General features: G+C 58.3%; 9 protein-coding genes and 1 pseudogene. 4 read left to right on the top strand and 6 right to left on the bottom strand.

Going from position 1 to position 12914, the window contains the following annotated elements:
* Nucleotides 1–336: 336 nt before the first annotated feature.
* From ABRP64_RS05980 to ABRP64_RS05960, 5 genes and pseudogenes are all read right to left on the bottom strand, one after another.
* Nucleotides 337–597 (bottom strand): annotated as a pseudogene (locus ABRP64_RS05980) (transposase); the annotation flags it as partial.
* A gap of 239 nt (nt 598–836) precedes the next feature.
* Nucleotides 837–1211: a hypothetical protein gene (locus ABRP64_RS05975; protein WP_005276566.1), complete on the bottom strand. Its 375-nt coding sequence runs from the start codon at nt 1209–1211 to the stop codon at nt 837–839.
* Nucleotides 1212–1267: 56 nt separating this feature from the next.
* Complete coding sequence (locus ABRP64_RS05970; RefSeq protein ID WP_284628488.1) at nt 1268–2017, bottom strand: succinate dehydrogenase/fumarate reductase iron-sulfur subunit; 750 nt, start codon at nt 2015–2017, stop codon at nt 1268–1270.
* Nucleotides 2017–4032: a fumarate reductase/succinate dehydrogenase flavoprotein subunit gene (locus tag ABRP64_RS05965; protein WP_284770773.1), complete on the bottom strand. Its 2016-nt coding sequence runs from the start codon at nt 4030–4032 to the stop codon at nt 2017–2019. The genes ABRP64_RS05970 and ABRP64_RS05965 overlap by 1 nt, the downstream gene beginning before the upstream one ends.
* Nucleotides 4033–4047: 15 nt before the next feature.
* Nucleotides 4048–4803, bottom strand: a complete 756-nt coding sequence (locus tag ABRP64_RS05960) for a succinate dehydrogenase cytochrome b subunit (RefSeq protein WP_284770772.1) — start codon at nt 4801–4803, stop codon at nt 4048–4050.
* A gap of 372 nt (nt 4804–5175) precedes the next feature.
* Here ABRP64_RS05960 and ramB point away from each other — a divergent pair, with 372 nt between their 5' ends.
* Nucleotides 5176–6585, top strand: a complete 1410-nt coding sequence (ramB, locus tag ABRP64_RS05955; RefSeq protein WP_284770771.1) for an acetate metabolism transcriptional regulator RamB — start codon at nt 5176–5178, stop codon at nt 6583–6585.
* Between the two features lie 91 nt (nt 6586–6676).
* Here ramB and lpdA read toward each other — a convergent pair whose 3' ends face one another.
* The gene (gene lpdA, locus ABRP64_RS05950; protein WP_005276561.1) at nt 6677–8089 is read right to left on the bottom strand and encodes a dihydrolipoyl dehydrogenase; all 1413 of its coding nucleotides are present in this window, start codon (nt 8087–8089) and stop codon (nt 6677–6679) included.
* A gap of 645 nt (nt 8090–8734) precedes the next feature.
* On the opposite strand from lpdA, the gene ABRP64_RS05945 reads away from it, so the two are divergent.
* From ABRP64_RS05945 to ABRP64_RS05935, 3 genes are all read left to right on the top strand, one after another.
* Nucleotides 8735–9814: an alpha/beta hydrolase gene (locus tag ABRP64_RS05945; RefSeq protein ID WP_284783180.1), complete on the top strand. Its 1080-nt coding sequence runs from the start codon at nt 8735–8737 to the stop codon at nt 9812–9814.
* A gap of 39 nt (nt 9815–9853) precedes the next feature.
* Nucleotides 9854–11179: a M1 family metallopeptidase gene (locus ABRP64_RS05940; protein ID WP_284853963.1), complete on the top strand. Its 1326-nt coding sequence runs from the start codon at nt 9854–9856 to the stop codon at nt 11177–11179.
* Nucleotides 11180–11342: 163 nt separating this feature from the next.
* The gene (locus ABRP64_RS05935) at nt 11343–12899 is read left to right on the top strand and encodes an HNH endonuclease signature motif containing protein (protein WP_284770768.1); all 1557 of its coding nucleotides are present in this window, start codon (nt 11343–11345) and stop codon (nt 12897–12899) included.
* Nucleotides 12900–12914 lie beyond the last annotated feature (15 nt).

Here is a 12914-nt window from a genome sequence, read left to right as displayed (position 1 = left end):
GTACTACGGTGGTCGCCAGCCTCATTCATAAGGGGCCCACCGTCAGTTACAGATACACCACACTAGTGGACGCAACCCTCTGCGGTTGCGTCCACTAGTGTGGTGTATCTGTAACCCGTGGTAAGCCTCGTGCCGTTGCGGAAGGAAATAGTTGCCCGGAAAAATCAATAACCTCGGCGATTTACTCCTACTTTCGTAGTGCAGGGATCGTTCCGAGGCTTTCACAATAAAGCCTAGCGTTTCCATAATGAATAATCCAAGATCGACAATAGAACGGGACTTGACGCTGGAAAGTGGACACGTCGGGGAATAAGGCTGCTTGCCAGTGGGCCTACTTTAGTAGTCAAAATGTGTGGCGGCCTTGCGCAGGATGTCACATTCTTCGCGCAGTTGTGCTTGTTCTTTTTCTAACTGGCGGATCCGCTCGGAATCATCTACCGGCTGGGCTTTATCCTGCGGGGCTTTAGTGCGGGCGCGTTTGCCGGTGCCATGCTTCTTGACCCATGAATGCAGCGAGGCACGGTTGATACCGAGCTCAGCTGATGCTTTGTTCAGCGAGAGGTCCTCATTGTTCTCATAGAGGGCCACGGCATCGCGTTTGAACTGTTCTCAGTACCTGGACATGATAGTAGATTACCTTTCTTTCCAGCGCGACTGGGCTAGATATCAGGTGTCCACCAAACAGGGGCCCGGTTCAAGCTCGAGCGGATCCGGGGTGTGGGGAAGCTAGGGGCATCGGAAAGCGCATGCTCCCCGTCAAAACAGGAACAGCCCCGCCTCCTGGCATGTTCTCAATGCTGTTGGAGGCGGGGCTGGAGGTGCTTTAAGAGCGAATACTAGTTAACTCGGCCGGTTTCCTTGCGGTACTGGCGGTAGTAGCGGCGCCCATAGTGAATGGTGCCGGCGGCGGCGATGGCCACCACAACCAGGGAAATGACGCCGATGGCGATGGTCAGGCCGTAGTTGCCTTCACCTGCGGTGCCCAGCGGGGTGTCCCACACGCCGAGGCCCCAGATGAGGATGCCGGCTGCTGGCAGGCAAGACAGGATCAAGCCCATGCCGACCCACGTGGAGGTGCGGAGAAGGGAAGAGTGAGGAGCTGCGAAGGATACTGGGTCGTAGCCTTCGATGTAGTTGTCCTGAATCTTGCCGGAGAACTCCGGATACGTTTCGCTCTGGTAGTCAGCAACTACGTGGGTGTTATCGCTCATGGCGGAGTCTTTCTGTCTTTCTCTCGTTCCTAGTATTCCTACGGAATAACTCTAGCTTAGTCGTCCTTGCCACGGAAAGCAGCACGTGCACGTTCGCGGGTAACGGCAGATACTGCAGTCAGTGGGACGCCAGCCGGGCAGACATCGGCGCACTCACCGTAGAGGGAGCAGTGGCCGAAGTTGGATTCCAAATCAGCAACCATGTTGCGAGCACGGCTGCCGCGCTCTTCTTTGCCCAGCGGCATCATGGACAGGTGAACCAGCTTGGCACCGGTGAACAGGTGTGCCGCACCGTTCGGGCAGGCAGCAACGCAGGCACCGCAACCAATGCAGGCGGCGTGGTCCAGCGAGTACTCGGCGGTCTCGTGGTTGATGTGCATGGTATCGGCATCCGGTGCGGTGCCGGCATCCATGGATACGTAACCGCCCTGCTCCATCACGTGGTCCAGTGCGGAGCGGTCAACCACCATGTCCTTGATGACGGGGTACGCAGCGGAGCGGAAGGGCTCCAGCTGGATGGTGTCGCCATCGTTGAAGTTGAACAGGCGCTGCTGGCAGGCAGGGGTGTTCTGACCAGGGCCGTGTGGGCGACCGTTGACGGTCAAACCACAGGTACCGCAGATGCCCTCGCGGCAGTCAGAGGCGAAAGCGAAGGGCTCTTCGCCGCGCTCAATGTAGCCTTCGTTGACGTGGTCCAATAGCTCCAGAATGGACATCTGCTCGGAGGCATCATCCACCCGGACGGTTTCGAATTTACCTTCCTGGGTGGGTCCGGCTTGACGCCAGATCTCAAGTGTCAATTTCATTACTTGTAGTTCCTTGTCATCAGCGGGATCGAGTCAAAGTACAGGGGTTCTGCGTGGCGGATGAACTCGTTCTTGTTCTCGCCCGGCTCCCAGGCGGAAACGAAGCACCAGTTCTCATCGTCACGCTCGGCTTCGCCTTCTTCAGAAAGGTGATCTTCGCGGAAGTGAGCGCCGCAAGACTCATCGCGGTCAAGGGCGTCGATGCACATGAGCTCACCCAGGTCCAGGTAATCGGCAACGCGCAGGCCGTATTCCAGGACTTGGTTCATGTCATTCGCCTCACCAGGGATGCGGACGTTCTTCCAGAAGTCATCGCGCAGGGCGCGGATCTTCTCGATGGTGTCCTTCAGGTCCTCGACGTTACGGGACACACCGCAGCCGAAGTACAGCAGATCACCCAGCTGGCGGTGGTAGTGGGACGGACCGTGCGGGTCATCGCCGTGGACCTGCATCAGCTTATCGATGCGCTCCTGGGACTTCTGCACGGCTTCCTGTGCCTCAGCGGAATCCTCGGCCAGCTTGTCCTCGTTGAGGTGGTCAGCCAAGTAGTTCGGGATGGTAAACGGCAAGGTGAACCAGCCGTCAACGGAAGCCGAAAGCAGGGAGTTAGCGCCCAGGCGGTTAGCGCCGTGGTAGGTCCAGGAGCACTCACCGGCGGCGAAGAGGCCGTCAATAGAGGTCATCTCGTTGAAGTCGGTCCACAGGCCGCCCATGGTGAAGTGGCAGGTAGGAGCGATGCGCATTGGGGTCTCGTACGCGGACTCACCAATGGCCTCTTCATACATCTGAATGAGGTTGGAGTAACGCTCGCGGATCTTATCCTTACCCAGACGCTCGATTGCGTCACGGAAGTCAAGGTAGACCGAGTTCTTCAGCGGTCCAACGCCCAGGCCCTTGTTAATCTGCTGCGAGATTGCACGGGAGGCAACGTCGCGGGGGACCAAGTTACCGAAGGCCGGGTAGCGGCGCTCCAAGAAGTAGTCGCGCTCTTCATCCGGAATGGTGTTGGGGTCGCGGTCATCGCCCTCTTCCTTGGGCGACCAGATGCGGCCATCGTTACGCAGGGACTCCGACATCAAAATGGTCTTGGACTGCCAATCGGAGTTGACCGGCAGGCCCGTCGGGTGGAACTGCACGAACGCCGGGGAAGCCAGGTAAGCGCCCTTGTCATAAGCACGCATCATGGCGCTGGCGTTGGAGTTCTTTGCCAGGGTGGACATGTGGTAAACGTTGCCGTAACCACCGGTACCCAGGATGACGGCGTGGCCCGTGAAGGCCTTGAGCTCACCGGTAATCAGGTTGCGGGTAACGATGCCGCCCGCGCGCTTCTTGCCGTTTTCCTCGTAGGTGATGATGTCCTGCATATCGTTGTGGGCAAAAAGCTCCACATTGCCCAGGCCGATCTGACGGTACAGTGCAGAGGTCGTGGACAACTGCAGCTGCTGACCTGTTTGGCCACGGGTGTAGTAGGTACGGGAGACCTGCACACCACCGAAGGAACGGGTGGCCAGGGTGCCGCCGTACTCACGGGCGAACGGGGCGCCGATGGCGTTCATGTGGTCAATAACGCGAACGGACTCGTTAGCCAGGCGCCAGCAGTCGGACTCGCGGCAACGGTAGTCGCCGCCCTTCACGGTGTCCTTGGTGTGGCGGTAAGCGGAGTCGTTATCCACCTTCTTGGCGCGGGAGGCGTTGACACCACCCTGCGCAGCAATGGAGTGCGCGCGGCGCGGGGAGTCGTGGTAGGTAAAGACCTTGACGCCGTAGCCCAATTCACCAAGGGCTGCCGCAGCAGCACCCGCGGACAAGCCGGTACCTACAACGAGGACCTCGAACTTGCGGCGGTTCAGTGGGGAGACCAGGTTCATGTGGTCAACGTGGTGAGCCCACATATCCTTCATCGGCACGCCGTGCGGTTCCTGGGATTCCAGGATATTACCAGCGGAGACGCCCTCAACGCTGGACTTTGGGTGCGAGAAGTTGGGGTGTTCACGCTTGAGTTCAGTAGTAGTCATGGGTTCCTATCTCCTTTAGCTGACCAAGCCCAGGGCAACGGACAAAGGCATAACGATGTTGCCGATGCATACAACGGCCGGGATGATGTACGCCAAGACCAAGAAGGTCTGACGCCATTTTGCACCGGTGATACCCAGGTCAGATGCGGCGAGGCGGATGCCGTGGGTCAGGTGCAGGAAGAGGCAGCACATTGCCAGCACGTAGAAGATTGTGACCGGCCAACGGCTAAAGGTTTCGATCATATTGGCCTTGACAGAGCCTTCAACGAAGCCCTCTGGGGCCATCGGCTGTACGCCCAAGGTGAGGTCCAGCAGGTGGAAGATGATGAAGAGCAGCAGCACTACACCGGTCACCAGCATGGACTTGGTGGCGAAGGAATCCAGGCCACCCATCAGGTTGGTGCGCTTGAACTTGCCGCGGGATGCCTTGGAGCGGGAAGCCAAGGTAAAGGCACCGTAGATGTGGGCAAGGATTGCCACGATCAGCACGATGCGGATGATCCACAGGGCAGAGCCGTGCGGCAGCAGCGGTTCACCCATCGAGCGCAGGAACTCGCCGTACTCATCCAGTGCGGGCTCACCGTTGTGTGCCGGCATGTACAGCTTCAGGTTGCCGGCCATGTGGCCGACCACGAAAAGCGCAAAGAGCAAACCGGTGACGGCCATGATGAGCTTCAGTACCCACGATGGCGTTCCGGAATTCTGACGAATTGGTTCATTAGTGATGTGGCCGTGAGCAATTGCCTCACGGTCCGGATTTCTTAAAGTCATGACACCTCCATAGTCGTACTTACCTTAACCGGGCTTAACCGCTGGTTACTAGTTATTTTCGAGCAGCCATTCGCTCCTGGTTCGCAGGCACGATCAGGCGGTGAGATCTTTTAGGTAAGGGTATCCTGAGAACAAGAATGCGAAAACGCTGTCACCTTGGCCACCTTCATTTACGCAATACAGATGTTTCATATTTATGAACCAAACTGTGAGCTTCACCACTCCGTGTTACGCGAGTGATTAACCCACCCCTTTATGTGTCAAACTTTCGCATGAAACCCCACAAACCCGGTGTCCAGGTAGCGAAGAGTCTTCACAAAATTTTCGCCATAAAGATGCACACGCGCGCTTTCTACTAGTAATCTTTGGCGCATGAGTAAGACGTATGTGGGCTCTCGCCTTCGCCAGCTTCGCCGTGAACGCGATCTCAGCCAAGCCTCCCTAGCTGGCACCCTCGGCCTTTCCGCCAGTTACGTCAACCAGATTGAACACGACGTCCGCCCGCTGACCGTGCCGGTTCTCCTGCGCATTACCGAGGTCTTTGGCGTCGATGCCACGTTTTTCTCCCGCGATGATGATTCCCGCCTCCTCGCAGAGATCCAGGACGTCATCCAAGACAAGGAACTGTGCCCTTCCCCAGTGGAACTGCAGGAGCTTTCGGAGCTGGTGTATAACCACCCCACCGTTGCCCGCACGCTTGTCGATGTACACCGTCGCTATCGCAATGTGCGCGATAAGCTGTCGCTGGCTACGGATACGAGGAGGACATCGGAAAGCGCAGCTGCCTTATCCATGCCACACGATGAGGTGCGCGACTTCTTCTACGCCCGTCAGAATTACCTGGACGGGCTGGATCACCGCGCGGAGGAACTTGCCGGTGAACTCGCCGTTTCTGGGTTCGGCATTCGCGATACCGAGCAGGCGCTGGCAAACCGGCTGCGCGAGGAACACGGCGTAGAAATCGAGCTGACGGCGCAGATGGATGGCACGCTGCACCGCTTTGACCGCGAGAGCGGGCAGTTCACGCTCGCCTCGCGCCTGAGCGAGGGCCAACGCGCCTTCCGCATGGCCGCCGAGCTCGGCCTGCTCGAGGCCCAAGACCAGATCTCCGCGCTGGTGGCCGATGAGCCCTTTACCTCTGATGCCTCCCGCAGCCTGGCGCAACGCGGCCTGGCCAGCTACTTCGCCGCCGCCACGCTCATGCCCTATGCCATGATGCACAGCGAAGCCGAGCGCGCCGGCTACGACGTGGAGTATCTGTGCCAGGTCTTCGGCGTGGGATATGAGACAGTCGCATCCCGGCTCTCCACCCTACAGCGCGATAACCTGCGCGGCATTCCCTTTACCTTCGTGCGCGTGGATCGTGCAGGCAATATGTCCAAGCGGCAATCCGCCACCGGCGTGCACTTTTCCAATAACGGCGGCACCTGCCCACTGTGGAATATCTACGAGACCTTCACCCGCCCGGGGGTCATTTCGCGCCAGCTCGCGCAGATGCCCGATGGCCGCAACTACCTGTGGATTTCCCGCGCCGTGCAGCACCACCAAGGACGCTATGGCGATACTAATAAGCTCTTCGCCATTGGCTTAGGCTGCGAGGCCCGCCATGCCGACCGCACGGTCTATGCGGAGGGCCTTGACCTCACCAATCTCCACGCAGCCACCCCCATCGGTCCAGGGTGTCGGACCTGCGCCCGGGAAAACTGCTCGCAGCGCGCTTTCCCGCCCATCAACGAGGCGATCGATATCGATATCCACCGCTCGGCGGTCGCGCCTTACTAGCTGGGCTTTTAGCCGCACACAGCGAAACGGCACCGCGGTCCTCCTTTCTGGAGAACGCTGCGGTGCCGTTATGCGGTATAGGGGCGCTTGTTTAGAGGTTGATCATGTGGCCGCTGATGCCCTCGGCGGCTTCCTTCATGGCCTCAGACAAGGTCGGGTGGGTGTGTACGTTGCGGCCGATTTCCTCAGTGGTCAGGTCGAAACGCTGCGCCAAGGTCAGCTCAGGCAAGAGCTCCGAAACGTTAGAACCCACCATGTGTCCACCGATGAGCTCGCCGAACTCGCCGTCAGCAATAAGCTTGACAAAGCCAGCGGTCTCATTCAGGCCGGCTGCCTTACCGTTTGCGGAGAACGGGAAGGTAGCAACCTTGATGTCCTTATCCGGGAACTTCTCCTTGGCTGCCTCTTCGGTGTAGCCAAAGGATGCGACCTGCGGGTTACAGAAGGTAGCGCGCGGCATGTTGTTGTAGTCACCCAAGAGCTGGGTTTCTGCATCAGCAATGGTTTCTGCCGCCACGACGCCCTGTGCCTCTGCCACGTGTGCCAGCTGCAGCTTCGCGGTGACGTCACCGATGGCGTAAATGTGGTCAACGTTGGTACGCATACGGTCATCGATGTCGATGGCACCGCGCTCAGTCAGCTCAACGCCAGTGTTCTCAAGGCCAAAGCCCTCAACGCGTGGGGCGAAGCCGATGGAGATCATGGCGCGATCCACGGTCAGGGTGTCCTGCTTGGAACCGTCCTTGGATTCCACCTCAACGGTGACATCGTCGCCGTTGTCCTTCACAGAGGTGGTCTTGTAACCGGTCAGGAGTTTAACGCCGAGCTTCTTATACTGCTTGGCAATCTCCTTGGATACGTCCTTGTCCTCGTTCGGCAGGACGCGGTCCATAAACTCCACGATGGTAACGTCCACACCGTAATTGGCCAGCACGTAAGCAAACTCCATGCCGATGGCGCCGGCGCCCACGATGACCATGGACTTCGGTGCTTCCTCGTTCAGGATCTGCTCTTCATAGGAGACGATATTGCCGCCGAGCTCAACTCCAGGCAGGGACTTGACCACGGAACCGGTAGCGATGATGCAGTCATCAAAGGTAACGGTCTTACCCTCATCATCGCCCTCAGTAATCTCAATGGTCTTATCGTCCTTGAAGGAACCCAGACCGTTGATCTCGGTGATCTTGTTCTTCTTCATCAGGTAGTGAACGCCCTTGACGATGCCCGAAGAAACCTTGCGGGAACGCTTGTGGGCTACACCGAAATCAAAGGAAACATCGCCGGAGATGCCAAAAGCCTTCGCCTCGTGGTTGAAGGTGTGGGCGACTTCTGCATTCTTCAGCAGCGACTTGGAGGGAATACAGCCTACGTTGAGGCAGACTCCGCCCCAGTACTGCTTTTCAATAACAGCGACTTTCTTTCCAAGCTGAGCTGCGCGGATGGCGGCAACGTAGCCGCCAGGGCCCGCACCGAGTACTACTACGTCATAATGTTCGTTAGTCACGCCCTACAGGATACGTAACTTTGTCCTCAATGTCGCGTAATTGGTCACACTTGGGGGCACCCCACCCCATGCGGCGGTGAGGAGAAGGAAAGGGCCCTGCAAAGGGGGCATCGGCAAGCAGCAGATGCACCTCCGCAGGGCCCTTAAGCATTCGTGGACTTAAATCACGCCCAAGGATGCTAGCAGCGTGGAATATGCATCCATTGCAGAGTGGATGAATGGCCCAATGAATTCATTGAAGGACACGAGGGCGGAATCAAAAAGGTTCATTGCTGTTCTTTCTCTTGATGGGGCGCGAGTACACAATCTCGCTGCTTAGCTTTTCACACTAAAAGCACTAACGCAGCCGCTACTGATGTTATTACAGGCGCCAACCACGTCACGCTGTGCTTCATTGGGAAATTATGACATAGAAACCTCAGTTGTCACAGCGTTACTTATCATTGATAGCGGAAAAGGCAATGAAGGTATGCCTACCCCCGCTACTCCCCCACATCAGTGAAAGTCTTTACCGGCAAGCATTTATTGGGCAGTATTAATGGTTAGGTCTGCATGTAGGAATACTGAATATACTTCCCTCAACATGCCGATTTTTCGCGGCCGAAGTATAGTTATCGAGTCCACTCCCCACTGGAAAGAAGCACCATGAAGCGTCTTAATTCTATCCTCGCGGCAGCTGCGGTTTGCACGGGCTTAGCTTATGCCCCCGTGGCGGGCGCAGCCGAGCTCACCCCGCAGCAGGTGGCGGGCGATGCCGCACAGTCCACGATTTCCCCGCTGGAACCTACCCCGGAGATCGAGGGTAAGTCCTGGTACAAGAAGTACAAGGACGACGCGCGCGTTGAAACGCTCGAGGCAACCTCGCCGGCAATGAATGACCGGAAGATTCCGCTAGCCGTCATCCGCGCCAAGAGCGAAAACCGCCCAACCATTTACCTGCTCAATGGCGCAGGCGGAGCAGAGCAAGACATGGACTGGCTAAAGCTTTCTGATGCCGTTGATTTCTACCACGAAAAGGACGTGAACGTCGTAGTCCCGCAGGCCGGTGCGTTCTCCTACTACACCGACTGGATCTCTGAGCCGAATTCAGAATTCCTGCAGGGACCGCAAAAGTGGGAAACCTTCCTTACCAAGGAGCTGCCGGGTGCCATTGAAAAGCACATCAACGCGGATAACCACCGCGCCATTGCCGGCATGTCCATGTCCGCCACCTCTTCCCTGCTGCTAGCCCAGCACAACCAGGGCTTCTACGATGCAGTGGGCTCCTACGCCGGTTGTGCCGCTACCGCTTACCCACTGGAACGCAAGGGCGTAGAGTTGACGGTCAACCGCGGCGGCGGCAGCGTGGATCAAATGTGGGGTCCGTACGGCTCCGAGACCAACCGTTACAACGACGCCATGATGAACGCTGAGAAGCTACGCGGTACCGAGCTATACATTTCTTCCGGTTCTGGCTTGGCCGGCGAGGAAGATACGTTCTCCTATATCCAATCCAAGGGCTACAATCCGCTACAGGCAGCGCAGGGATCCGCCACCCTGCAGATTGAAGGCGGAGCCATCGAGGCCGGGGTAAATTACTGCACCCACAATTTCAAGGCCAAGCTTGACCAGGCCGGCGTGCCAGCCACCTTTAACTTCCGCAATACCGGAACCCACTCGTGGCCGCACTGGAACCAGGATCTGAAGGATTCTTGGCAAGTATTCGAGAAGGCATTCAATAGCTAAATTTAGGCTTTGCCTGACGGGCGGTAGGATCGCAATATTATGACATTGCTTCCTACCGCCTTTTCGCGTGCGCATACTGATCCTTATACCGGCGTGGACTTCAACCTTGGTTTTGAAGTCACCCACTACACGCTGGACTTGAACTACCGCGTGGAGCCAAACCTGTTGCAGGGTGAGGCCATTTTAAGCGTGCGCGCGGTGGAAGAGCTGACCTCCTTAACATTGGACCTCGGCGGGGCGATGGTGGCCCGGCGAGTGACCGCCAAGCACGCGCCGCGGGTGGCTAAATTCCGCCAATCTTCGGGGAAGCTGCGTCTGCGTTTTGCAGACGAGATTCCTGGCGGGACTGAGTTTGAGCTGCACATTCGCTATGGCGGCAGCCCGCGCCCCATCCGCACCACGTGGGGCGAAATTGGCTGGGAGGAAACCGAATCCGGCTCTTTGGTGGCCAGCCAGCCCAATGGCGCGCCCAGCTGGTTCCCGTGCGATGACACGCCTTCAGAGAAGGCGACGTATGACATCATCATCACCGCCGATAGCCCCTTTACCGTCATTTCCAATGGCGAATTGGTCTCCCGCAAGGCCGGCGGTTCCACCACTCGGTGGCACTACCGCACACGCCACCCCATGGCCACGTACCTCGCAACGGTGCAGGTAGGCGAGTTTTCTTCTTATTCGCTGGGAGCTGATACCCAGGCGTGGGCGCCGGCGTTCTTGCGCGAGCGCGTGCGCGAAGAATTCTCCCGGCAGCAAGAGATGGTGGATTTCTTCTCCTCTATCTACGGGCCTTATCCTTTCCCCGCCTATCAGGTCGTCATTACCGAGGATGAGCTGGAAATCCCCCTCGAGGCCCAGGGCCTGTCCATTTTTGGTTCCAACCATGTGAAAGGCGATCACGCCTTCGAGCGACTCATCGCACACGAGCTTTCCCACCAATGGTTTGGCAATTCCGTTGGCCTTTCTGCATGGAAGGATATTTGGCTCAATGAGGGTTTTGCCTGCTACAGCGAGTGGTTGTGGGGTGAGCACAAGGGTGCCTCCTCCGCGCGCGAGGCGGCGCGCTCGCATTACCAAGTTCTGATGCGCAAGCGCCAAGACATCAAGGTTTCTGATCCCGGTGCGCGCGATATGTTCGATGACCGCGTGTACAAGCGCGGGGCCCTCGCGGTGCACGCCATTCACCGGCTGCTTGGCGATGCCTTCTTCCCCGCCCTCACCTCCTACCTCACCCAGCATCAACACTCCGTGGTTCAGCCCTCCGATCTTCTCTCGTCCTTCCGGGAGGCTGCGCCGGACGCAGCTCTTTTCGATGCCACCGTTGCCGCATGGCTCGATGAAACCGCGTTGCCCAAGTTTCCGGACTAGTGGTTTTGGTTGCGTTTTAGGTGCGTTTTGGGCGTGTTTGGTTGTGGCTGAGCCCATTCTAGTGGGGAATGTACAGTCTATTGACCAATTCCTTTCTTGCGGTTGCGCTGGTGTTTTATTGACCTAGAATAGAACATGAAAGCGAAACAGGAAGGAGGGAACCATGGAAACTGCTAAGCATACAGAAATCAATTCAGCGATTTCTGATGTGGCTGCGGGGCTTACGCGCCTGCGCAACCTTATGCAGAATCCGGACGATCTCTCCTTCGAATTGCTCCACCCTAACTTCGAGCATTTAGAACGGGCGCTGGGCAATAAATCCACTATCGATGCCGCCTTTGCCTTTATTGCAGAGCGCGATGATGCCGGCAGGCGGGTCGGCTCCTCTAAGGCTAAGGACTATTTAGTCGCCCGCCTTGGCCTCACGGAGTCCGAAGCCGCCGCACGCCTGCGCAACGGCAAGAACCTCTTTGCACCCATCGAGGATCCTGAACCTACTCCCCCGCCAGCAGACGACGAGGCAGACGCGGCCGCGCAAAAGAAAGCCGAGGAGGAAGCGCGCCGCCGCGCCGAACGTGAGCGCCGCGCGGAAGAACAGCGCCGCAAGAAGCTCTTCGAGGAAGACCCTATCCCAGAGCGCATCCTCAACCTCATCGAACGGGAGCTGCGTAACCTCAATAAGTTCGCGGTTCCTGGGCCGCGGGAGCTGCGCAATAAGGCTCTAGAGGAGGCTAAACGCCGCTCCTATGAGTCCCTGCGCGATTGGCTGCGGCAGGCTATCCGCAAGGCGAATAAGCATGCCGTCGATCCCTCTGGGAAGCGCGACCCACACGCGGCTACCCGCAAGCGCCGGTTCAGCATTTCTAACCAAGATGCAGACGGTGGCGTGCACATCTCCGGTTACCTCGATGCCTCCGCCGCCGCTGTCTTGGCCAGCGCTTTCGCCCCTGCCAAGAATAAGGGCAGCGAAAGCCTGAGTCCCGAAGACGATACGCGCACCTATGCCCAGCGCATGGCAGATCAGTTGACTGCGGCACTGGGGAGCTACTTGTCCGCAGGCCAAAAGAAATCGGACGGTCTCGGTTCCTTCTTCGTCGCCACCACTCTTGAAGAGCTACAAGCGATGAGCAGTGACACCCGCTTTACCACGAGCGTGGGAATCGACCTATCCCCGCTCGATCTTCTCCGCTTGGGCGCCGCGCAGCACGACTTTTTCTGCGCCGTTGATGACAAGGGCTTCCCGCTCGAGCTCGGGCGCACCAAGCGCACCGCTTCGCTGTGGCAAAAGCTGGCGCTCGCCGCCAGTGAAATCGTATGCACCCACCCAGACTGCAACCGGCCGTGGCAAGACTGCGATGTTCACCACCTGCAGGCGTGGTCCCACGGGGGAGCTACAGACCTCCGGAACCTGACCCTGTTATGCCGCCGACATCACGTGGACAATAACGATAACCGCGATGGCCGTAATGGCATGGGGCATGCGGAAAGAGACCCGGAAACGGGCCGGGTGGGTTATCGCTCGGCGCATACCGGAGGTCTTTCCCCCTCGGTAGAGCTCAATGACTCCCCCGCTGCGGAGCAAGCCCCGGCGCGCAAGCTCACCGACCCGCCTGCTCAGCCTCATGAACCGGTGGATTCACCACCCAGTTTCCCGGCCGATTCGCCATCCACTTCCGGGACGAACTCACCACCTAGTCCGCCACCTCCCGGCGCAGCGTGACCATGCCCTACTACC

This window comes from Corynebacterium sp. KPL4015, assembly GCF_040225725.1.
GTDB classification, from domain to species: Bacteria; Actinomycetota; Actinomycetes; order Mycobacteriales; family Mycobacteriaceae; genus Corynebacterium; species Corynebacterium rhinophilum.
The sequence above is the reverse complement of the archived record's forward strand: the minus strand, read 5'-3'. Positions and strand labels throughout refer to the sequence as shown.

Bases quoted from the DNA above. Each gene is read 5' to 3' on its own strand.
- ABRP64_RS05940 (WP_284853963.1), top strand. From the start codon at position 9,854: ATGACATTGCTTCCTACCGCCTTTTCGCGTGCGCATACTGATCCTTAT.
- ABRP64_RS05975 (WP_005276566.1), bottom strand. From the start codon at position 1,211: ATGAGCGATAACACCCACGTAGTTGCTGACTACCAGAGCGAAACGTAT.
- ABRP64_RS05960 (WP_284770772.1), bottom strand. From the start codon at position 4,803: ATGACTTTAAGAAATCCGGACCGTGAGGCAATTGCTCACGGCCACATC.
- ABRP64_RS05935 (WP_284770768.1), top strand. From the start codon at position 11,343: ATGGAAACTGCTAAGCATACAGAAATCAATTCAGCGATTTCTGATGTG.
- ABRP64_RS05965 (WP_284770773.1), bottom strand. From the start codon at position 4,032: ATGACTACTACTGAACTCAAGCGTGAACACCCCAACTTCTCGCACCCA.
- ABRP64_RS05970 (WP_284628488.1), bottom strand. From the start codon at position 2,017: ATGAAATTGACACTTGAGATCTGGCGTCAAGCCGGACCCACCCAGGAA.
- ABRP64_RS05945 (WP_284783180.1), top strand. From the start codon at position 8,735: ATGAAGCGTCTTAATTCTATCCTCGCGGCAGCTGCGGTTTGCACGGGC.
- ramB (WP_284770771.1), top strand. From the start codon at position 5,176: ATGAGTAAGACGTATGTGGGCTCTCGCCTTCGCCAGCTTCGCCGTGAA.